This window comes from Klebsiella sp. GB_Kp047 (assembly GCF_040065235.1).
In the GTDB taxonomy this organism is placed as follows: Bacteria; Pseudomonadota; Gammaproteobacteria; order Enterobacterales; family Enterobacteriaceae; genus Klebsiella; species Klebsiella quasipneumoniae.
In genome coordinates, this window is the sequence record NZ_JBEAJG010000041.1 from 733,097 (window position 1) to 754,178 (window position 21,082).

Here is a 21,082-nt window from a genome sequence, read left to right on the forward strand (position 1 = left end):
TTTCTGCAGCAGACTCAGGCTTCAATCTCTCCTTCCTGACGCACCTGGTTAGCCCAGCGCTGCGCCGACTCCGGCACGCTGAACGCCGGTGAACGGCGAAAATGCTCTCCCATCAGCAGAAAGGCGACATACTTCCCGCGCAAAATCCAGACATCGCGAAAATGGTCCATTTTCACGGCATGTTCCGGGGGCGCAGGCTCCACGCGCGGCACGTAGCTAATGACAGGGCGATTTTGTTGGCGCAATGGTTTCATAACAAATGGATTCACTAAGCAAAGCGGGAAACAGAAACCTCTATCATAGCCGATCGTGGACCCGTTCGTCGCCCCCCTGCCGCCGATGCGCATTTTAGGATAACTCCCTGCCCCCTCGCCGGGCGCAGGCAGCGTAATGTTCTATAGTTAGAAGGGTTTTGGTTTATCAACGACCACTTTTAGCAATGAAAGCAGGAGACGAGCAATGTCTGATAAGCACCCAAACCCTCACCACCAGCAGGCACCGGTCCACGGCAGCGAGGAAGCGCAGCCGGGTCTCGACTCGCTGGCGCCGGATGACCGGGAGTGGCGCCCCACGCCGAAACCCACCGCCCCTGGCGCTGAACCGACCGCCCCTGGCAGCCTGAAAGCCCCTGATACCCACAGCAAAAAACTCGATGCCCTGGAGCCACAGCGCAAAGGCGGAGAGGACTATCCGCTGACCACCAACCAGGGCGTGCGCATTGCCGACGATCAGAACTCGCTGCGCGCCGGTACCCGCGGCCCAACGCTGCTGGAAGATTTCATTCTGCGGGAGAAGATCACCCACTTCGACCATGAGCGAATTCCGGAGCGTATCGTTCATGCCCGCGGCTCAGCAGCCCACGGCTACTTCCAGCCCTACAAAAGCCTGACAGCCTTGACCAAAGCCGATTTTCTCTCGGCAGCCGATAAAATCACCCCGGTCTTTGTGCGCTTCTCCACCGTGCAGGGCGGCGCGGGGTCGGCGGACACCGTTCGTGATATTCGCGGCTTCGCCACCAAGTTTTACACCGACGAGGGGATTTTTGACCTCGTCGGCAACAACACCCCGGTTTTCTTTATCCAGGACGCGCTGAAGTTTCCCGACTTTGTCCACGCCGTGAAGCCTGAGCCCCACTGGGCCATCCCCCAGGGACAAAGCGCTCACGATACGTTCTGGGACTATGTTTCCCTGCAGCCGGAAACGCTGCACAACGTGATGTGGGCGATGTCCGATCGCGGCATCCCGCGCAGCTATCGCACCATGGAAGGCTTTGGCATCCACACCTTCCGCCTGATCAATGCCGAGGGCAAAGCCACCTTTGTTCGCTTCCACTGGAAACCGGTCGCCGGCAAGGCATCGCTGGTATGGGATGAAGCGCAGAAGCTGACCGGCCGTGACCCCGATTTTCATCGCCGCGACCTGTGGGAGGCCATTGAAGCCGGGGACTACCCGGAATTTGAGCTCGGCCTGCAGTTGATCCCCGAAGAGAATGAATTTGATTTTGACTTCGACCTGCTCGATCCCACCAAGCTGATCCCCGAGGCGCTGGTGCCGGTGCAACGGGTCGGCAAAATGGTCCTCAACCGCAACCCGGACAACTTCTTTGCCGAAAACGAACAGGCGGCCTTCCATCCCGGGCATATCGTCCCGGGCATCGATTTCAGCAACGATCCGCTGCTGCAGGGGCGCCTCTTCTCCTACACCGATACCCAGATAAGCCGCCTCGGCGGACCGAATTTCCATGAAATCCCGATCAACCGGCCGACCTGCCCGTACCACAACTTCCAGCGCGACGGTATGCACCGGATGGAGATTGACACCAACCCGGCCAACTACGAACCCAACTCGATCAACGATAACTGGCCGCGCGAGACGCCGCCAGCCGCCAAACGCGGCGGTTTTGAGTCCCTCGCCGAGCGCGTCGACGGCGAGAAGATCCGTCAGCGCAGCCCGTCATTCGGCGAATATTACGCCCAGCCGCGTCTGTTCTGGCTGAGCCAGACGCCGATTGAGCAGCAGCATATTATCGATGGCTTCAGCTTCGAGCTTAGCAAAGTGGTCCGCACCTGGATCCGCGAGCGGGTGGTCGATCACCTGGCCCATATTGATACCCGGCTGGCGGAAACGGTCGGGGCGAATTTAGGTATCGAACTGAGCGATGAGCAGCGCAGCCTCACTCTGCCCTCCCCGGTCAACGGCGTGGAGAAAGATCCCACCCTCAGCCTCTACGCGGATGCCGAAGGGGATGTGAAAGGTCGTGTGGTGGCGGTGCTGCTCAATGAGCGTACCTCGGCGCAGGATCTGGTCCATCTCCTGCAGGCGCTACAGGCCCGGGGCGTGCACAGTAAACTGCTCTATTCGCGGATGGGGGAAGTCGTCGCCGACGATGGATCTCCCGTGCCGATCGCCGGCACCTTCGCCGGCTCCCCGTCGCTGACGGTGGATGCCGTGGTGGTGCCCGGCGGCGATCTCAGCGCCCTGAGCCAGAGCGGCGACGCGCGCTACTACCTGCTGGAGGCCTATAAGCATCTGAAGCCGATCCTGCTGGCAGGCGATGCGCGGCAGTTAACGTCGGTTCTGCAGGTCCCGGCCCAGGGCGAAGAGGGCGTCATCGTCACCGATGCTCTCGACACCCCGGCGGCAGATAAACTGCTCGCCCTGATGACGGCCCACCGGGTGTGGTCGAGAAGCCCGAAAATCGCCGCTATTCCGGCGTAGCAAAAAGCCCGGCACGGTGTGCCGGGCTTGACTCACTTTCCTTTCCCCGTCGGGTTTACACGTCGCGGTAGGTTCCCAGGCGATAACCCCGGTCGGCCACCGCCGCTTTCAGCGAGGCGGACGTCAGCACATCAAGCTCGCCCAGCCGCGGATAGCAGTAGGCGCTGCCCATGATGGTCTGGTCGACAAAGGCCGGATGACACATCACCTCCAGAGAGCGCTCCTCGCGGGCGATTGAGGCGTCCAGCGTCTGCAGGAACAGCGCCTCAGAGACGGCTTCCCCGTAAAACTCGCTGCTGAAGCCTGCGCTGCTGCGCGCCGCCTGCTGATCGAGACCGCTCTGCGCCGCCACCTGGCGATCAATGCGCAACGCGATGCCCTTGTCGCGGGCAAAAGCCGCGACGATGGGGTAGATCGGAGCGATCATATGCACATGGTGATGACTGTCGAGATGCGTCGGCTCATGACCGAAGAGTTCGATAAAACGACGGTACTGACACGCCAGCTCATGGGCAATCTCCTCCAGCGGCAGGTTATCTTCTTCCGCCTGCTGCCAGATCCATTTGCCCAGCCGGCCGTCGCGGGTTAACCCCGGCATGGCCGACAGCGGTTCGCCCAGCGTCAGCACAAAGTGCATCCCGACCGCCAGCTCCGGCGTACTGCGGCTCAGCTGGGCGGCGTGGTCAATAGCCGCGCCGTTGACCAGCGCCGTAGTCGATGTCACCACGCCGTTGCGGCAGGCCTCGATAATGCCGTAGTTCTGCCCTTTACTGAGGCCGAAGTCGTCAGCATTGACGATCAATACGCGTTCCATTACCCGCTCCCGTTACGCTTTCAGTTTTTCGATCGTCGCCGCAAAGTTCGGCAGCCATTTTTCATGGGCCAAAATCATCTCCCGCGCCAGCTGCTCGGCGTCACGATCGGAATGGATCAGCGGGCTTAAGTTCAGCGCCAGCAGCACGTCGTTCAGCTCACCGCTGATCGCCGCCTGGCTGGCCGCCACTTCAAACCCTTTGATGGTATAGATAAGCCCCAGCACCTTCTCGTCGAAATGGGTGATGCGCGGCGTCGGCTTCGCGCCATCGCGACCTAAGGTGCAGCTCATCTCGACCGCCCAGTCCGCCGGGATATTATCGATATGGCCATGATGCGGGATATTCACATAGTGCTCAGTCTGCTTATCGTTATAGATAGCGTTGATCACTTCGCATGCGGCATCGGAGTAATAGGCACCCCCGCGCTGCTCCAGCTCCTTCGGCTTGACCTTGAGATCCGGATTTTTATACAGCTCAAACAGCTGCTTCTCTACTTTCTGCACTACCTGGGCGCGCGCGCCGCCCTTATAGTACTCGCCCATCTCAATCGCCAGCATCTCTTTTGGCTTAAAGTAGTAGAGCAGGTAAGAGCATGGGATCAGGCGCAGGGAGCGGATCAGCCCTTCGCTAAACGGCAGGTCGAAGATATTTTTTACCGAGTTCGCGGTCAGGCGGCCGGAGGCGACGCCGTCCAGCAGTTCATCGAAGCGCGAGACGCCGTTAACCAGCACGTCGCGGACGAACACCAGGTGGTTCAGACCGAACAGATCGATGTTCAGCTCATCGCTCGGGCTGAGCTGCAGCACGTCGGTGATGAACATCTTCATGCCGATGGGAATGTTGCACACCCCGATAAAGCGTTTGAAACTGGTGTGACGATAGACCGCCTCGGTGACCATGCCCGCCGGGTTGGTGAAGTTGATGATCCACGCGTCCGGGCAGATCTCCTGCACATCTTTCACGATGTCGAAAATCACCGGGATGGTGCGCAGCCCCTTAAACAGCCCGCCCGCCCCGTTGGTCTCCTGGCCAAGATAACCGTGGCTCAGCGGGATACGCTCATCTTTTTCCCGCGCCTTCAGCTGGCCCACGCGCAGCTGGGTAGTGACGAAATCTGCGCCCTGCAGCGCCTCGCGGCGGTCCAGCGTTTTATAAACCTTCATCGGCACGCCGGCTTTTTCCACCATCCGCTCGCACAGCGCATGGATAATATCGAGCTTCTCCTGGCCCTCTTCCACATCCACCAGCCACAGCTCTGTCACCGGCAGTTCATGATAACGTTTCAGGAAACCTTCCAGTAATTCCGGGGTATAGCTGCTACCGCCGCCAATAGTGACGACTTTTAATTTCTGGCTCATCTTTTTCTCCCTTAGACGCTGCGTGTAGACGCAGGCCGCTCTCCGCATAAATGCGGACAGTTAACTTAAATTAGTTATGGTGTAAGCCTGGCGGCTAATACCGCCTGGGCTTAATTAATACTGGTCAAATGTTTGCGATAACTACTCGGTGTAAACGAGGTCAGCTTTTTAAAGGTTTTAATAAACAGGCTCGGGCTGCTGTACCCTGATTCATAGGCAATATCCGTTACCGAATAGTTGGTAATTTCCAGCTGCTTTTTGGCAAAATTGATACGGATATCGTTAATTATCTGCATCGGCGTTTTACCATAATAGCGCTGGGTCGCCCGGGTTAAATATTCCTGCGTTTTGCCCGATAGCCGAACCATATTCTCGAGGGCGCTCTCGCCAAACTCCAGTTTATCGTGCATAGCCTCAACGGTATTTTTTAACCATTGCGGGACGACGTCTGCAACCGGCTCTTCGCGATAGTGACGTAAACGGTTAATGACATAAAAGGAGACCAGCTCGATAAATTCGTCAAATTCCGTTTCGCGAAAATTGAGTGAGGCGATGACCGACTCAATGTAGCCGAGAAAAGCGCTCTGCACGGCGTAGACCTGCGACGCCACCAGGCCAAACGGCAGCAGCGGCAGATAATGTTTCTCAAAGAAGCGCCTGCTGATGCCGACGTTAAGGATGCGCGTCGCACCAAATTCATAGAAGCTCTGGTGGTGCGAACCCATCGGGATAAAGACAAAATCCCCGCGCTCCAGCAGCACCCGTTTACCATTGATCTCCTGGTAATAACGCCCGGTTAATACGACGGTAAATTCGTAGTAATCATGCTGGTGGAGCCCGCTCACGCTTTCCGTTTTGTTATAGATGACCACATGAAAGTTCTTCCCGTTGAACAACTGCTGTTCTCTGGCGGTACTGATCTCGGTGGTCATCATCCTGGGCTGCCTCATCGTCGCGATGGCCTATTGTACCTTCTCGTGCAGCTCAATCAATTCCGCTACCAGCTCGCGGGCCAGCATGGAGGTCATCAGGTGATCCTGAGCATGCACCAGCACCAGGCTGACCTTCATTTTCCCCTCGCCCTCGTCGCTTTCGATAAGCTGGGTCTGCACCCGATGCGCCTCGCTCAGCGCCTGACGCGACTGCTCCATCATCGTTTTCGCCGCGGCAAAATCCCCCTGCTTGGCCTGTTTCAGCGCGGCATAGGCCAGACTACGCGCTTGGCCGGAGTTGATAATCAGCCCCATCACCACCTCTTCGAGGTCGTTTTCCGGGGTCTCTACCGCCTCGATGTTGTCCAGATCAAACATAATATTTCCCTCATTTCTCAGGCGGTACAGGACGTTGCCCGTACCGCGCGGTATCAGAATTTCAGTGCGTTGGCGATGTCTTCTTCGCTCTCTTCCTGCTCGATAACGGTCTGCGCTTTATTCGACAGCACCACAAACGGCAGGTAAACCAGGGTGGAGACGCCAAGGTTGAACAGGGCGACCAGCAGAGCGGCGACACTGCCGTTACTGTTAAAGAACGCCCCCAGGCCAGTTGGCATGGTCCACGGCGCCAGGTTGGTCACCGGTGGGATAATCCCCAGGCTGTAGGCCGCGAGAGTAATGGCCGCCAGAATCGGCTGGACCAGCACGAACGGGATGAACATCACCGGGTTCATGATGATCGGCAGGCCAAACAGAATCGGTTCGTTAATCTGGAAGATGCCTGACGGCAGCGCCAGCTTCGCGACCTGACGATGGTCAGCGCGGCGGGAAGCGATAAAGATGGCGATAATCAGACCCAGCGTCGCCCCGGAGCCACCCAGCAGGATGTAGGAGTCGAGCATCGGCTTGGCCCAGAAGTGGAACTGTTTACCCGCTTCGATCGCCGCATCAACCGATCCGTACTGGTTGTACAGGGCGATGTTTTCCAGCGCCCACGGCGTCATGATGCCGTTATCCAGCGCGGTCAGCGCCAGCGAACCGTGCACCCCGAAGAACCACAGCAGGGAGTTAAAGATGACGTATGCCCAGCCGACCACGCTGCCCATCGCCGCCAGCGGCGTGGAGATGGAGTCCATGATGATCTGGTGGAAGTTGCTGCCGTAGCTCGACAGGGCCCACGAGATAATGCCGAAGATGGAGAGGATCAAGAAGCCAGGGATCAGCGCAGAGAAAGAGCGCGATACCGATCCCGGCACGCTGTCCGGCAGTCTGATCACCCAGTTGCGACGGATCACGAAGGTGAACAGTTCCGCGACGACCAGACCGATAATCATACCGGAGATGATGTTCTGCCCGCCCAGCCAGTTGGCGCCGACGGCATAGGCTTCGCCCACGCTGTACGGGGTCACGGTCATGAAGGCCGCTACCGCCAGCAGGCCAGCGGCCATCGGGTCGACTTTGCGCTCTTCCGCCAGCGCGGAGCCGATAAAGAATGGCGCCATCAACGACATAATGCCGAGGGTGCCGTTATAGACGTTGCCGCCGATAGCCTTAAAACCGTTTAAGGTTTCAATGGTAGAGGCATCCAGGCGAATGCCCATGGAGTAAAAGAAAGAGCCTTCGCCGAAGCTCAGAAAAACGTTGTTAATTAATACAAACATGGCCCCGGCGAGGGTCAACGGCATGAGTTTAATAAATCCATTTTTAATCGCATTAATATGCGGCTGCTTTCCTATTTTCACTGCAAAAGGAAGGAGTACCTTTTCAAGCGAGTCGATCACTTTACTCATAGTCAATACCCTTAAAAGCCGCAATAAACTATTACGGCGATGATGTATGAAATTACTCTTTGACGGGAAAATAAACTCTTTATTTTTTGACGGCCGGCAACAGAATGCCGCCAGGCGTCAAAATACATCGAGTTTTAAAATTTAAAATTATTGTGCTGCAGCTTTCTTAATGGCCGCGACGGCGGCTTTCAATACCCCTAAACCATCCACCTTGCCATACAGAAGAGAATCGATGACTTCTACCGGTTTATTTGGCAGCAGGCGCTGAATTTCCGGTAACATATACGCAATTTGTGGCCCTAATAATACAACGTCGGCTTCCGGTCCCTTTTCACCCGCGAGAGTTTCAGGATAGGCTTCAATAATGACCGGGACTTCGTATTTTTCCGCCTGCGCCCGCATTTTGGAGACCAGCAGTGACGTGGACATGCCTGCCGAGCAGAACAGATAAATGTGTTTCTTTTCCATGAACGCTTCCTCAATGTGTGAGACCAGGGCCTTCAGTAACCGCTGAGAGCCGGTAAGACTGGTAACATCCGGTTAATTCTGTTTATGGGTTGAGTATACGGCAAGCTGAGCCGTCGTGATAATTCCCTGTTGAACAGAATTGTCTCTCATTGACCTCCGGTTTTGACTACCCTCACATTTTCACCCAAATAATTCGCGCAATTAAATAAGCATCAGGACTCACAAAAAAGCCCGACCAGTGGTCGGGCTTACGTACAACTCAGTCAACAGTAGGGCGTTTACTTAGCGTTGCGCGGATCCGTATCATACTCGGCGCAGGTCTGGTAGCCGGAGTTCATCACGTGCCCGGTTTCGTCGAGGGCCACAAAGTAGGTCTCCACTTTACCATCTCGTTGACCGAGGATATAGGTCTGGCAGGTGCCGCGGGCATGGACCATCGTCACTTCCGTTGAAGGTTTGCCTGCGATCTGCATCACCTGCTGACGCGACATCCCTTTCTTCACATCTTTCACCACCGGCTGGGTAAACTGGTCTTTGGTACGATCGTAAGCGGTACAGCCCGCGAGTAAGGTTAACGCGACGGTGACGCCCAGTATTCCTGCTAAGCTTTTCTTCATTTTGGTTCCTCTCTTCCACTGTGTAACGATAAGCCTGGAATAAATAGTGTTATTTTTCAAGCCGAACAGCGAAATCATGTCTGAGTGTGTTATTACGTAAACAGGATTGACTCTCCGCTGCCGACCGGCGCTTTCTCCTGCGCGGTGGCATCTATAATGAAATCCTATGTCATTGATTGCCTTCTTTTCCGGCAGTCAAAACCCCGGTCCTTGTCGTTTCAGCGGCAAAGAGGTAGCTTTAAGCCAACAGGTTGCCAAACAGATTCACTTTCGGAGGGCGCGATGACGCTACAACAAGAGATTATTCAGGCGCTGGGCGCGAAGCCGCAGATTGATGCCGCAGACGAGATCCGTCGCAGCGTCGATTTCCTGAAATCCTATCTGCAGACTTACCCTTTTATTAAATCGCTGGTGCTGGGTATCAGCGGCGGCCAGGACTCGACCCTGACGGGGAAACTGTGCCAGATGGCGATCAATGAACTGCGCGCCGAAACGGGCGATAGCAGCCTGCAGTTTATCGCCGTCCGTTTACCCTACGGCGTGCAGGCGGATGAGCAGGACTGCCAGGATGCCATCGCCTTTATTCAGCCTGACCGGGTGTTGACGGTGAATATCAAAGCCTCGGTACTGGCAAGCGAACAGGCGCTGCGTGAAGCGGGGATCGAACTGAGCGACTTCGTTCGCGGCAACGAAAAAGCCCGTGAGCGCATGAAAGCCCAGTACAGCATCGCCGGGATGACCCAAGGGGTGGTAGTCGGCACCGACCATGCAGCGGAGGCGATTACCGGCTTCTTCACCAAATATGGCGACGGCGGCACCGACATCAACCCGATCTTCCGGCTGAACAAACGTCAGGGCAAACAGCTGCTGGCCCATCTCGGCTGCCCGGAACATCTGTATAAGAAGTTACCGACCGCCGATCTGGAAGACGATCGCCCCTCCCTGCCGGATGAAGTGGCGCTGGGGGTGACCTATGAGAATATCGACGACTATCTGGAAGGCAAAACGCTGGACCCCAGCATCGCCAAAACGATCGAAGGCTGGTATCTGAAAACCGAACACAAGCGTCGGCCACCGATCACTGTCTTTGACGATTTCTGGAAAAAATAGTCCCTCCCCCGCCCCGGCCCGCGCCGGGGTTATTTTTTGCGCTTTTCGCCGCAAAAACCGCCTGCTATACTGGATAGATAGACAGTATCAGGAGTTATTGTGGCCAGAAAGCAATCTGCCCCGCGTCTGGAGTTTGAGGCGGCGGCGATCTATGAATATCCCGAACACCTTCGCCCGTGGCTGGAGGCGCTGCCGAAGCTGCCGGGCGTCTATCAGTTTCACGGCGATAGCGACACGATGCCGCTCTATATCGGCAAGAGCGTCAACCTCCGCAGCCGGGTGCTCTCCCACCTGCGCACCCCTGAAGAGGCGGCGATGCTGCGTCAGTCCCGGCGTATCACCTGGCAGCGCACCGCTGGCGAGCTGGGAGCGCTGCTGCTGGAGGCGCGGTTGATTAAAGAGCAGCAGCCGCTGTTTAACAAGCGGCTACGGCGTAACAAGCAACTCTGCGCCTGGCTGCTTGCGGACGACCGGCCGCAGATTGTCTATGCCCGCGAGGTTGATTTCTCGCACCAACAGCATCTCTATGGTCTGTTCGCCAACCGGCGGGCGGCGCTGCAGATGCTGCAGAGCCTTGCTGACGAACAGCGCCTCTGTTACGGCCTGCTCGGTCTGGAGCCGCTCAGCCGCGGCCGCGCCTGTTTTCGATCCGCGCTCGGCCGCTGCGCCGGCGCCTGCTGTGGAAAGGAGAGCGTGGAGGCGCACCGTCAGCGTCTGCTGGCGCAGATGAGCAAGCTGCAGCTGGTGTGCTGGCCGTGGGCAGGACCGGTGGCGCTGGAGGAGCGCGGCCCGGATATGACGCAGTATCATGTCATTCATAACTGGCTGTGGCTGGGAGCCGTCGACTCGCTCAAAGAGGCCGCTGCGCTGACCCGCCTGCCCGCCGGATTCGACCAGGATGGTTACAAAATCCTCTGTAAGCCTCTGCTCAGCGGCAACTACCCGTTGCATCCGCTTGGCTGAAAGACCAGAAAGAAAAAACCGCCGGCCCTGCCCAACGCCTGATGGCATTATTGGGCAAGACCGGCGGTCTTGATTCAGTGCGCTACATTATTCAGCGGGTGCAGGCATTTTACCTGCCGGTGCGTTGCGTTCTGTCAGATGCTTCTCAAAATTGGCATTGAACTGTTTTTTCTGCTCTGGGGTCAGAATGTTGTAGATCTTGTTCTGCGTTTCCAGGCGGGACAGCGCCATCGCTTTATGCTGCGCTTCCATCTTATCGATCTGCGCTTCCGCTTTCGCCTTATCAAAGGTATCGCTGGCGATCAGCTCGTGCATCGCGCGGCGTTCGTCAAGGGACGGACGCTTCATGTTTTCGCGCTGGCTCTTCATGATCTCGCGGATCTGCTGCTTCTGCGCATCGGTCAGGTTCAGCCCTTTAAACATCATGTCATGCTGACCCGGGCCGCCTTTATGATGCATCATCATCGGCTTGCTGTCGCTCGGCGCGGTGGTGGAATCGGCGGCGTGTGCCAGGTTAGCCGCGCCCAGAGCCAGAGTAGAGGCAACAAACAGTGCAGTGAGTTTCTTCATCATTCAATCCTTACTTTACGTTATTCTTACGGCGCGTTGCCGTGTTGACGAGATTAACTTTACGACGTTAATCGTCAATTAGTCAGAGCAAGAGTAAAACAATGAAAGTGTAAAAAACAGTTTCTCACCAATTATGGAGAAAATAAGGAATTTGACGGAAGAATTGCAATAAAAAATAAATAACATACTGTTTTGCAGAGCAATTATGGAGAGTATAAATAAGAGGAGATTAAAAACAAAGCATTTTACCAGGAATAATCTGCAAATTTACACTGGCGCACGAAAAAATAAGAAGATGAACAACGACGCGCGAAATAAAGCAGGCCGCCCGGCGGACGGCTTGCCCTCAGGATAATTTTTCCAGCATCAGGCCAGCGCGCAGCCCCCTGGCCACCGCCGGATTGGGAAACAGAACATACTCCGGCTCTGCCCCCACCACATACCGCGTCTCCCCCTCCTCCGCCAGCAGCGTGCCAGGTGCGAAGGGGGTGAAGTTCAGCGTCCGATCCGCCATATGCAAGCGGAAATCATCGCTATGACGGGTGATCTGCTGCACAACCCGGTAGCGCAGCGGCGTCGGGGCGTCGGCAATGGCCAGATCCCCCACCAGCAACCGGGAGATCGCCCCCTCGGCGGCGGCAAACTGCGTTAGATCGTTTTCCCCCAACGGCAGCGCTTTGCCCAGCTCAAGAGTGCAGGCCAGCGCCGCGAACCGTTCGCAGCTGAAATGGGTGAAGGTCCCGCCCGGCTGGCGATGAAACACCAGCGCCTCCAGCCCGGCGCCGCCCAACCAGTGAAGAAAATCCTCCTCCCAGGGCGTATCGCGGGCCGGGAGCACGCCGAAGCGCGGATGCAGCGACCCGCGGATCGCGGTATGCAGATCGAGGTGCCAGCGCGGACCATCATGGTCGCGATAGAAACGGGGCACCGCCTGCTCCAGCCGCTGCGCCCGCTGCGTCTCCTCGCTGGCCGGGAACTGCCGCCAGCGCTCGCCAAACATCCGGTTCATATCGCTGTGCAGATAGCGTTTATTCGCCCGCAGCGCCGGCGGGTTACCGACGATCACCAGCAGCCGCCAGCGCAGGGGGAGAGCCTCCCGGACCAGCCGCTGCACCAGCCGGTCGACAATCTCCACCGGCGCCGTTTCGTTGCCATGGATGGCGCAGGAAAGCACCAGCCCGCGCTCGCAGCGCGCATGCGGCGTCAGCTCGAGGATCCCCTCGCCGAGCCAGTGCCAGCGGAAATGGGCCGTCTCGCCGTGAAAGTGATGGGGCAATCGCCCCGCCAGGGTTAATGCCAGAAAGTGTTCCACCGCGCCCCCTTATTGCTGAAATGGATAAACCGAACCGAGCTGCAGGATCTGGGTCAACCGATCCAGCGCATCGCGCCCTTCCCGCAGCAGCTGTGGGTCGGCGAGGTCGGCCTGGGTGAGGCGGTCGCGATAGTAGCGATCCACCCAGTCATTGAGGGTGGCAAACAGCGTATCGTTCATCAGGACGTGCGGATTGACCGCCTGATACTCCTCGGCCGTCAACACCACCCGCAGGCGCAGGCACGCCGGACCGCCGCCGTTGGCCATACTCTCGCGCAGATCAAACACCTGCAGCGCGGCGATGGGGTTATCTGCGGCCAGCAGCTCATTAAGATAGTTCCACACGCCCGGATGCGCCTGGGCTTCCTGGGGCAGGATCAGCGCCATGCTGCCGTCCGCCCGGCTCAACAGCTGACTGTTGAACAGATAGGTAGCAACCGCCTCTTCCACCGTGACCCGGCTGGCGGGAACCACCAACGGGGTAAAGCCCGGCACCTGCTGCGCAAGCTGCTGCAAAACCGCGTCCTGGTCGGCAAAGGCCTGCTCATGGCAGAACAGGACCTGACGGTTGCTCACCGCGATGACGTCGTTATGAAAAACCCCCTTGTCGATCGCCTCCGGATGCTGGCGGGCGAAGATCAGCTGGCGGGGATTGACCTGATTGAGGCGCGCCACCGCCTGGCTTGCCTCAAGGGTTTGCCGCGCCGGATAGCGACGTGGCGCCTCCTCGCTTCCCCGACGGCGGCCATAGACAAATAGCTGGACGCCGGGGGCGCCATATTCGCCGCCGAGACGGTTATGGTTCGCCGCCCCTTCGTCGCCAAACCAGGCAGAGGCAGGCAGCGCCGGGTGGATGGCAAATCGCGTGCGGTCCGGGAATATCGCCTGCAGCAGCGCTCCGGTGGTGGGGGCTTCACTGGCGCGGTGGAATTTATCCTGCAGATTCGCCACCGTCAGATGCACCAGGCCATCCAGCGAATCGGCGGAGGGACAAACCGTCGCGGCGTTCGCCACCCACATCGCCGAGGCCGAACTCACCGCCGACAACAGATCCGGATCCTGCTGGGCCGCACGGGCCACCACCTGCTCATCGCTGCCGCTAAAGCCCAGCTGACGCAGGAGCGGCACGTTGGGTCGTTCCTGAGGGGGGATCACCGCCTGCGGATAGCCGGCGTCGGCAAGGGCTTTCATTTTTTTCAGCCCCTGCTTCGCCGCCAGCTGCGGATTCGACACCCGATAGCGGTGCCGGGTGGAGGCCTCATTGCCAAAGGAGAGCCCTGCGTAGTGATGGGTCAGTCCGGGCAGACCGTCAAAGTTGACTTCGCGGGCGGTCATAACGCCTCCCCGGCCCGGAAGTCGAGCCCCGGATTGAGACTGGCGGGCAGCGTCAGGGTCGGCGATTCGAGACTGGCCATCGGCCAGGCGCAATAATCTGCGGCATACCAGGCCCCGGGGCGATGATTGCCTGAGGCTCCGGTGCCGCCGAACGGCGCGGTACTCGCCGCCCCGGTCAGGGGTTTGTTCCAGTTGACTATCCCGGCCCGTGCCTCAAGCAGCAGCCGATCGAACTTCTCTCGTTCCGGGGAGATTAACCCGCAGGAGAGGCCGAAGCGGGTGGCGTTGGCCAGGGCAATCGCCTCTTCGAAAGTATCGTAGCGCCAGACCCCAAGCAGCGGGCCGAACACCTCTTCATCCTCGACCTGGGCCATGTCGCTCATGTTGACAATCCCCGGCGTCAGCAGCGACGTCCCGGCCTGCAATAACCGCGGCTCCAGCAGGGTGACCGCGCCAGCAGCGACCCGCTGCAGCCAGGCCTGATGCACTTTCTGCGCGGCCTGTTCAGAGATAAGCCCGCCGAGAAACGGCTGCGGCTCAGCGTCCCACGCCGCGGGGATCAGCCGTTGGCTGACCGTCACCAGCCTGGAGAGGAAGGCATCCCCCGCCTCTCCGCGCCGGACCAGCAGACGTCGGGCGCAGGTGCAGCGCTGGCCGGCGGTAATAAAGGCGGACTGGATGGTCAGATGCACCGCGGCATCGACGTCCCGTGGGTCGTCAACGATCAGCGGATTATTGCCGCCCATCTCCAGCGCGAGGATCTTTTGCGGCTGCCCGGCCAGCTGGCGATGCAGATGAAAACCGGTGGTCGAGCTGCCGGTAAACAGCAGCCCGTCGATGTCCGCCTGGCCGCTGAGCGCCTCGCCGGTTTCCCGTCCGCCCTGCAGCAGGTTGAGCACGCCGGCGGGCAGGCCAGCTTGCTCCCACAGCTTCACCACCGCTTCGCCGCTGTGCGGGGTTAATTCGCTGGGTTTAAAGACCACGGTATTGCCCGCCAGCAACGCCGGCACGATATGCCCGTTCGGCAGATGGCCCGGAAAGTTATAGGGACCAAAGACCGCCAGCACGCCATGCGGCCGGTGACGCAGCGTCGCGGCGCCATCGGGCAGATCGCTGTGCTGTTCACCAGTGCGGGTGTGATACGCCTTCACCGAGATCGCCACCTTGTTGATCATCGCCGTCACTTCCCCGGCCGCCTCCCAGCGCGGCTTTCCGGTCTCGGCGCCGATAATCGCCGTCAGCTCCGCCTTGCTGGCCTCCAGCAGGCTGGCAAACTTTTCGACGATGGCCTGGCGGTCGGCAAACGGCAGCCGCGCCCAGGCCGGGAACGCCTGGCGGGCAGCCGCGACCGCCTCGGCAACCTGCCCGGCATCCGCCGCCTCGCCCTGCCAGACAATCTTCAGGTTGACCGGATCCTGTTTGCTGAAGCGCGGCCCATCGCCGGGCCGCCATTCACCGTTAATCCACAGACTCATGCGGTTTTCTCCTCAGGGATCAAGCGCACCATGCGCACCTGGTCGCCAGCATGACACTTCAGCATATCCAGCTCGCGGGCGCTGAGGGTCAGGGTGTCGCCATCCGGGTCGGCATGCACCAGCAGGGCGCGGAACTGGTGATACTGTTCGTTCGCCACCAGGCACAACGGCCAGTCGCCGGGTGGCGTTTCGCCGGCCTCGGTGGTCACCAGACGGCTTTTGCGGATCGCCCGCACCCGGTCGATATCGCACTCCAGGGTCGGGCCTCCGTCGAAAATATCGATGTAGTTCAGGTAGCGGAATCCCTCTTTCTCCAGCACCGTCCGGGCCGGGGCGGTCTGCGGATGGACCTTGCCGATCACCGCCTGCGCCTCGGGGGTGAGAAAATCGATATACAGCGGATGCTTGGGCATCAGGGCGGCAATGAAAGCCTTTTGTCCGGTGCCGCACAGGTAGTCGGCGCGGGAAAACTCCATGGCGAAAAAGCGTTTGCCCAGGCTCTCCCAGAACGGGGAATAGCCGTGCTCGTCAATCACCCCGCGCATCTCGGCGACCACCTTCTCATTGAAGCGCTCGCGAAAAGCGGCCATAAATAAGAAGCGCGATTTCGACAGCAGATAGCCATTGCCCTCTTTGCGCCACTGCGGGTCGAGGAACAGGGTGCACAGCTCACTGCTGCCGGTGTGGTCGTTGCTGAGAAACAGCGTCGGCAGCGCCTGGTAGACGTTAAGCTCCTTCGAGGCATGGACCTGAGTGCCGACCCGGTAGTTGTACCAGGGATCGTTGAGGCCCACCGCCACCTCGATCGCGCAGATGCCCACCACCGTGCCGCTCTCGCTCTCCTCCAGCACAAAGACATAGCCCTGCTCGCTTTTCGGCAGCTCGCCGCGCCAGGTTTGCTGCGAGCGGGCGATCCGCGCCGCCAGGGTCGCTTCATCCACCGGCAGCGAGGTCAGCCCGCCGCCGGTCTCCGCTGCCAGCTTCAGCAGCCCAAGCAGATCGCCCGGCTCCACCGGTCGAATAACCATCATGATGAGACTCCCGCCAGGAAACGCGCGCAGGCCCGCTCGACGCGATCCAGACCGCTGTTCACCTCTTCTTCACTGACGTTCAGCGCCGGAGCGAAACGCACCACGTTGGCGCCGGCGATCAGAATCATCACCCCCTCTTCCGCCGCCAGGTTGCTGAGGGCTTTCGCCTTCCCGGCCCAGGCGTCGTTCAGCACGCAACCGAGCAACAGCCCCAGGCCGCGGATCTCCTTGAACAGGCCATAGCGGGCGTTGATCGCCTGCAGACGTTCGCAAAACCACTGATGGCGCTGTCTGACGCCGGAGAGCACTTCCGGGGTGTTGACGATCGACAGCAGCTCGCCGGCCACCGCCCCCGCCAGCGGGTTGCCGCCGTAGGTGGTGCCGTGGGTGCCGACGGTCATCACGCTGGCGCAGGCCTCTGTGGCCAGCAGCGCGCCGATGGGGAAGCCGCCGCCCAGCGCTTTGGCGGTAGTCAGCACATCGGGCGTCACGCCGTAGTGCATATAGGCGTACAGCTCGCCGGTGCGTCCGACCCCAGTCTGCACTTCATCGAAAATCAGCAGGGCGTTGTGCTGGTCGCAAAGCTGACGCAGGCCGCGTAAAAACTCGACGCTGGCCGGCACCACGCCCCCTTCACCCTGCACCGGCTCGACGATCACCGCGCAGGTTTGGTCATTGATTAAGGCCTTTGCCGACTCGAGATCGTTAAACACCGCATGCTGGATCTGCGGCGGCAGCGGAGCAAAATCCCGGGAGTAGGCCGGCTGACCGCCCGCCGAAACGGTGAACAGCGTCCGCCCGTGGAAAGCGTTCTGAAAGGCGACGATGCCGCTTTTCTCGCTGCCAAAGCGATCGTGGGCATATTTACGCGCCAGCTTGAGCGCCGCCTCATTGGCCTCGGCCCCGGAGTTACAGAAGAAGACCCGGTCGGCGAAAGTGGCATCAATAAGCATTTTGGCCAGCCGCAGGATCGGCTCATTCGTATACCCGTTGCCGGTATGCCAGAACTTGCCCGCCTGCTCGGTGAGGGCCTGCACCAGACGCGGATGCGCATGCCCCAGCGCGTTCACGGCGATACCGCCGGCAAAATCGATATACTCTTTGCCCTGCTGATCCCACAGCCGCGACCCGGCGCCCCGCACCGGAATAAACGCCGCTGGCGCGTAGACCGGCATCATCCATTCATCAAAGTGGTTACGCGTAATTGACTGAGACATATCGACCTCTTCCGGTAAATTAAAAGTAGCAATAATGTTAATAAATATGAGTTATTACGCTGTAAATGTAGATTGCACGGTTCGTGCCAGCCAGCGATAAAAATGCATAAACCGGATGAGATAACGCAATATCAACGAGTTACAACCTAACGCTATTCATATAAAATGCATATTTAGTGAATAACTATCCGATAAAGGGGGATGAACAGTGATTAAAGAAGATAAGTTATGCAACGGTAAGATATAATTCTGTAATTGTGATCTTCTGCGAAATTTATCGTAGATATTTGCCCTTTTTTGGCGCGGCGTGCCCGCAAAAGGGGCACCCACGGCACGATCATGCGCAGCGATTGGCAGAATGACGCATCGGATGGCAGCCAGCCTGGCGAATTTCTGCTACCATCCCTGCACTATTCACCTTGCACAGTGGCAGCGACTATGAAATTCGTCTCTTTTAATATCAACGGCCTGCGCGCCCGCCCACACCAACTGGCCGCCATCGTCGAAAAACACCAGCCGGACGTGATTGGCCTGCAGGAAACCAAAGTTCACGACGACATGTTCCCTCTCGAAGAGGTCGCCAGACTCGGCTATAACGTCTTTTATCACGGCCAGAAAGGCCATTATGGCGTCGCGCTGCTGACCAAAGAGACGCCGATTGCCGTCCGCCGCGGTTTCCCTAACGATGGCGAAGAGGCTCAGCGCCGCATCATCATGGCGGAGATCCCGTCGCCCTTCGGTAACGTCACGGTGATTAACGGTTATTTCCCGCAGGGTGAAAGCCGCGATCATGAGACCAAATTCCCGGCCAAAGCGGCGTTCTATCAGAATCTGCAGAACTACCTGGAGAGCGAGCTCAACAAAGAGAATCCGGTACTGATCATGGGCGATATGAACATCAGCCCTACCGATCTCGACATCGGTATCGGTGAAGAGAACCGCAAACGCTGGCTGCGCACCGGCAAATGTTCCTTCCTGCCGGAAGAACGGGAATGGATGGATCGCTTGCTGGGCTGGGGCCTGGTGGATACCTGGCGTCAGGCTAACCCTGACAATCATGAGCACTTCTCGTGGTTTGATTACCGCTCCAAAGGCTTTGACGATAACCGTGGGCTGCGCATCGACCTGCTGCTGGCCAGTCAGCCTCTGGCCCAGCGCTGCGTGGAGACCGGGATCGATTATGAGATCCGCGGGATGGAAAAACCATCCGACCACGCGCCGGTGTGGGCCACCTTCCGGCCGTAAGTCACGTCCTTCTCTCGCCTCCCGCCGCGCGGGGGGCAGAATTTCCTGAGCAAAATCAACAAAGCGACGGTAAACCATTGTGACCGTCGTCGGAACAGGATACTGTCGCGCGCACTTTTTGACGTCCACCGCGTCCAGGCTGTACAGGAGACCCCTTCATGAAAAAGAAGCCATCATCCGGCCATTGGTAAAGGGCTGGTACTTCTCGCGCTGGCGACCACGCTGGCCGTTATCAGCCACCGCGTTGGTCTCCACGATCTGCTGACTCACCTGCATCTGTTGCAGGAGACCCTCCGCCATCATGGCGCCTGGGGCTATCTGGTCTATGTTGCGCTATTTATCATTGCCACCCTGTGCCTGATCCCCGGCAGCCTGCTGGTGATCGCCGGCGGGGTGCTTTTCGGCCCGCTGACCGGCTCTCTGCTCTCGTTTGCCGCCGCCACCGTCGCCTCTTCGTTGTCGTTTTTGATCGCCCGCTGGCTGGGGCGCGATCTGCTGCAGCGCTATGTGGGCCTTACCGCCGTCTTCCAGGCCATTGAGCGCGGTATCGCCCGCAGCGGTAGCGATTTCCTGATCCTCACCCGCCTGGTGCCACTCTTTCCCTACAACATTCAGAATTACGCCTACGGCCTGACGGCGATCCCCTTCTGGCCTTTTACTCTGATCTCCGCCGTGACCACCCTGCCGGGCCTGGTCATCTATTCGGTGATGGCCAGCGAACTGGCCCGCGAAGGAGCGACCCTCGCTTTCGCGCTCAAGTTGAGCCTCGCCGGCGGGCTGCTGTTTGCCCTGGTGCAGATGGGCAAACGGTTTGCCCGCGCCCGCCGTGTGGCAACGCCCGGCGAGGAGGTGCGCCATGACCCGACCTGATCGCCGTCACCTGCGCCGCGCCAGGCTGGCCCTTGCCGTGGTGTCTGTCGCCGGGCTGACCGCCTGGCTGTGGTTCCCCGACGGGCGAGCCTTTCTGCAACACAGCCTGACGGCGTTAGCGTCGCTGGATCCCCAGTATGTCAAAAACTTTATCGCCGCCTGGGGGACGCAGGCGGCGCTGGTCTCTTTTGCGCTAATGATCCTCCAGGCGATCGTCGCCCCGCTGCCGGCCTTCCTGATCACCCTGGCGAACGCCGCGCTGTTCGGCGCCTTCTGGGGAGGCATGCTGTCGTGGTTCAGCGCCATGGTCGGGGCCGGGCTCTGCTTTTGCATCGCCAGAGCGCTGGGGCGCGAGATGGTGGAGAAGCTCACCGGCCGCACGGTGCTGCGCAGCGTCGACGGCTATTTCGCCCGCTATGGCGCGCAGACGATCCTGATCTGCCGCCTGCTGCCGTTTGTCCCTTTTGATCCGGTCAGCTATGCCGCCGGACTGACCTCGCTGCGCTTCTGGCCCTTTATGCTGGCCACCGGCGTGGGCCAGCTGCCGGCGACCATCGTCTATTCCTGGGCCGGGAGCCTGCTGACCGGAGGCGCCTTCTGGCTGGCCACCGGCCTTTCGCTGCTTTTGGCCCTGGCGGTGGTCATCTCCATCGCCAAAAATATTTACCGTGAACGTCATAAGAGATCGTCGCCATGAGCTTACCCCCGCTGGATACTGTCCCCCTGATCCTTCGTCCGCAGGCCTGGCTGCACCGCCGGCATTACGGCCAGGTGCTGAGCCCCATTCGCTGGTGGGGACGGATCCCGTGGCTGTTTTACCTGGTTTCGCTGTTCGTGGGCTATATTGAACGCCGCCGCTCGCCGTTGGATCCAGTGCTGCGCTCGCTGGTCAGCGCCCGCATCGCCCAGCTGTGCCACTGCGAATTCTGCATCGATATCACCAGCATGACCCTCGCGGCGCGGAGCGGGAGCCAGGACAAGCTGCTGGCGGTCGCCGACTGGCGCAGCAGTAAGCTGTTCAGCGAAAAAGAGCGTCTGGCGCTGGCCTATGCCGAAGCCGTCACCCAGACGCCGCCGGCGGTGGATGATGCCCTGCGTAGCGCGATGGCCGCGCATTTTGACGCCCGGGCGCTCACCGAGTTGACCGCCCTGATTGGCCTGCAAAATTTATCGGCGCGGTTCAATGCCGCGATGGCGATCCCTGCCCAGGGGCTGTGCAAGATACCTGGTTCTTCCCCGCACCATAAGGAGTAACG

General features: G+C 59.3%; 23 protein-coding genes. 7 read left to right on the forward strand and 16 right to left on the reverse strand.

Annotation, left to right across the window (positions count from 1 at the left end; genetic code table 11):
- Nucleotides 1-14 precede the first annotated feature (14 nt).
- Complete coding sequence (gene cedA / locus ABLV76_RS24185) at nucleotides 15-269, reverse strand: cell division activator CedA (RefSeq protein WP_008807754.1); 255 nt, start codon at nucleotides 267-269, stop codon at nucleotides 15-17.
- A gap of 190 nt (nucleotides 270-459) precedes the next feature.
- Here cedA and katE point away from each other — a divergent pair, with 190 nt between their 5' ends.
- The gene (katE, locus tag ABLV76_RS24190; protein WP_064183088.1) at nucleotides 460-2,718 is read left to right on the forward strand and encodes a catalase HPII; all 2,259 of its coding nucleotides are present in this window, start codon (nucleotides 460-462) and stop codon (nucleotides 2,716-2,718) included.
- Between the two features lie 55 nt (nucleotides 2,719-2,773).
- Here katE and chbG read toward each other — a convergent pair whose 3' ends face one another.
- From chbG to osmE, 8 genes are all read right to left on the reverse strand, one after another.
- Nucleotides 2,774-3,532, reverse strand: coding sequence for a chitin disaccharide deacetylase (chbG, locus tag ABLV76_RS24195; protein WP_017898664.1), 759 nt, complete (start codon nucleotides 3,530-3,532; stop codon nucleotides 2,774-2,776).
- Between the two features lie 12 nt (nucleotides 3,533-3,544).
- Complete coding sequence (locus ABLV76_RS24200; RefSeq protein ID WP_023289304.1) at nucleotides 3,545-4,891, reverse strand: 6-phospho-beta-glucosidase; 1,347 nt, start codon at nucleotides 4,889-4,891, stop codon at nucleotides 3,545-3,547.
- 110 nt (nucleotides 4,892-5,001) lie between these two features.
- Nucleotides 5,002-5,826: a transcriptional regulator ChbR gene (chbR, locus tag ABLV76_RS24205; protein WP_004203825.1), complete on the reverse strand. Its 825-nt coding sequence runs from the start codon at nucleotides 5,824-5,826 to the stop codon at nucleotides 5,002-5,004.
- A gap of 27 nt (nucleotides 5,827-5,853) precedes the next feature.
- Entirely contained in the window at nucleotides 5,854-6,201 is a 348-nt protein-coding gene (gene chbA / locus ABLV76_RS24210; protein WP_064187346.1) for a PTS N,N'-diacetylchitobiose transporter subunit IIA, read from the reverse strand.
- A gap of 53 nt (nucleotides 6,202-6,254) precedes the next feature.
- Nucleotides 6,255-7,613 (reverse strand): PTS N,N'-diacetylchitobiose transporter subunit IIC, encoded by a 1,359-nt coding sequence (gene chbC, locus ABLV76_RS24215; RefSeq protein WP_004203823.1) that lies wholly within the window; start codon nucleotides 7,611-7,613, stop codon nucleotides 6,255-6,257.
- An 11-nt stretch (nucleotides 7,614-7,624) separates the two neighbouring features.
- Nucleotides 7,625-7,741, reverse strand: coding sequence for a hypothetical protein (locus ABLV76_RS24220; protein WP_032425961.1), 117 nt, complete (start codon nucleotides 7,739-7,741; stop codon nucleotides 7,625-7,627).
- 19 nt (nucleotides 7,742-7,760) lie between these two features.
- The gene (gene chbB, locus ABLV76_RS24225) at nucleotides 7,761-8,081 is read right to left on the reverse strand and encodes a PTS N,N'-diacetylchitobiose transporter subunit IIB (protein ID WP_002901547.1); all 321 of its coding nucleotides are present in this window, start codon (nucleotides 8,079-8,081) and stop codon (nucleotides 7,761-7,763) included.
- A 278-nt stretch (nucleotides 8,082-8,359) separates the two neighbouring features.
- Nucleotides 8,360-8,698 carry an osmotically-inducible lipoprotein OsmE gene (gene osmE / locus ABLV76_RS24230; protein ID WP_049116281.1) on the reverse strand — a complete coding sequence of 113 codons (339 nt, stop codon included), beginning with the start codon at nucleotides 8,696-8,698 and terminating at the stop codon, nucleotides 8,360-8,362.
- A gap of 282 nt (nucleotides 8,699-8,980) precedes the next feature.
- Between osmE and nadE the strand changes: the two genes are divergently transcribed.
- The gene (gene nadE, locus ABLV76_RS24235; RefSeq protein WP_004203821.1) at nucleotides 8,981-9,808 is read left to right on the forward strand and encodes an ammonia-dependent NAD(+) synthetase; all 828 of its coding nucleotides are present in this window, start codon (nucleotides 8,981-8,983) and stop codon (nucleotides 9,806-9,808) included.
- Between the two features lie 99 nt (nucleotides 9,809-9,907).
- A complete protein-coding gene (gene cho / locus ABLV76_RS24240) occupies nucleotides 9,908-10,771 on the forward strand; it encodes an excinuclease Cho (RefSeq protein ID WP_004203820.1) in 864 nt (287 codons plus the stop codon).
- Between the two features lie 87 nt (nucleotides 10,772-10,858).
- Here cho and spy read toward each other — a convergent pair whose 3' ends face one another.
- The 6 genes from spy to ABLV76_RS24270 all read right to left on the reverse strand — a co-directional run bounded on the left by spy (nucleotide 10,859) and on the right by ABLV76_RS24270 (nucleotide 17,711).
- Entirely contained in the window at nucleotides 10,859-11,344 is a 486-nt protein-coding gene (gene spy, locus ABLV76_RS24245) for an ATP-independent periplasmic protein-refolding chaperone Spy (protein ID WP_072500732.1), read from the reverse strand.
- A gap of 343 nt (nucleotides 11,345-11,687) precedes the next feature.
- Nucleotides 11,688-12,653, reverse strand: coding sequence for a succinylglutamate desuccinylase (gene astE, locus ABLV76_RS24250; protein ID WP_348878521.1), 966 nt, complete (start codon nucleotides 12,651-12,653; stop codon nucleotides 11,688-11,690).
- A gap of 9 nt (nucleotides 12,654-12,662) precedes the next feature.
- Entirely contained in the window at nucleotides 12,663-13,988 is a 1,326-nt protein-coding gene (gene astB / locus ABLV76_RS24255) for an N-succinylarginine dihydrolase (protein ID WP_017898662.1), read from the reverse strand.
- Nucleotides 13,985-15,463 carry a succinylglutamate-semialdehyde dehydrogenase gene (astD, locus tag ABLV76_RS24260; RefSeq protein WP_017898661.1) on the reverse strand — a complete coding sequence of 493 codons (1,479 nt, stop codon included), beginning with the start codon at nucleotides 15,461-15,463 and terminating at the stop codon, nucleotides 13,985-13,987. Before astD ends, astB begins: the two co-directional genes overlap by 4 nt.
- Nucleotides 15,460-16,494, reverse strand: coding sequence for an arginine N-succinyltransferase (gene astA, locus ABLV76_RS24265; protein ID WP_108433041.1), 1,035 nt, complete (start codon nucleotides 16,492-16,494; stop codon nucleotides 15,460-15,462). The genes astD and astA overlap by 4 nt, the downstream gene beginning before the upstream one ends.
- Nucleotides 16,491-17,711, reverse strand: a complete 1,221-nt coding sequence (locus tag ABLV76_RS24270) for an aspartate aminotransferase family protein (RefSeq protein WP_004203812.1) — start codon at nucleotides 17,709-17,711, stop codon at nucleotides 16,491-16,493. Before ABLV76_RS24270 ends, astA begins: the two co-directional genes overlap by 4 nt.
- Nucleotides 17,712-18,149: 438 nt before the next feature.
- On the opposite strand from ABLV76_RS24270, the gene xthA reads away from it, so the two are divergent.
- Nucleotides 18,150-18,956 carry an exodeoxyribonuclease III gene (gene xthA, locus ABLV76_RS24275; RefSeq protein WP_004203811.1) on the forward strand — a complete coding sequence of 269 codons (807 nt, stop codon included), beginning with the start codon at nucleotides 18,150-18,152 and terminating at the stop codon, nucleotides 18,954-18,956.
- A gap of 156 nt (nucleotides 18,957-19,112) precedes the next feature.
- On the opposite strand, the gene ABLV76_RS24280 is transcribed toward xthA, so the two are convergent.
- Nucleotides 19,113-19,256, reverse strand: coding sequence for a hypothetical protein (locus ABLV76_RS24280; protein WP_224222643.1), 144 nt, complete (start codon nucleotides 19,254-19,256; stop codon nucleotides 19,113-19,115).
- On the opposite strand from ABLV76_RS24280, the gene ABLV76_RS24285 reads away from it, so the two are divergent.
- Genes ABLV76_RS24285 through ABLV76_RS24295 form a run of 3 tightly spaced genes read left to right on the forward strand, consistent with a single transcriptional unit; the run spans nucleotide 19,188 to nucleotide 21,080 of the window.
- The gene (locus ABLV76_RS24285) at nucleotides 19,188-19,826 is read left to right on the forward strand and encodes a TVP38/TMEM64 family protein (protein ID WP_348878534.1); all 639 of its coding nucleotides are present in this window, start codon (nucleotides 19,188-19,190) and stop codon (nucleotides 19,824-19,826) included. The two genes, ABLV76_RS24280 and ABLV76_RS24285, sit on opposite strands and share 69 nt — an antisense overlap.
- A complete protein-coding gene (locus tag ABLV76_RS24290) occupies nucleotides 19,813-20,523 on the forward strand; it encodes a TVP38/TMEM64 family protein (protein ID WP_348878522.1) in 711 nt (236 codons plus the stop codon). Before ABLV76_RS24285 ends, ABLV76_RS24290 begins: the two co-directional genes overlap by 14 nt.
- Entirely contained in the window at nucleotides 20,520-21,080 is a 561-nt protein-coding gene (locus ABLV76_RS24295; RefSeq protein ID WP_049116287.1) for a carboxymuconolactone decarboxylase family protein, read from the forward strand. The genes ABLV76_RS24290 and ABLV76_RS24295 overlap by 4 nt, the downstream gene beginning before the upstream one ends.
- Nucleotides 21,081-21,082 lie beyond the last annotated feature (2 nt).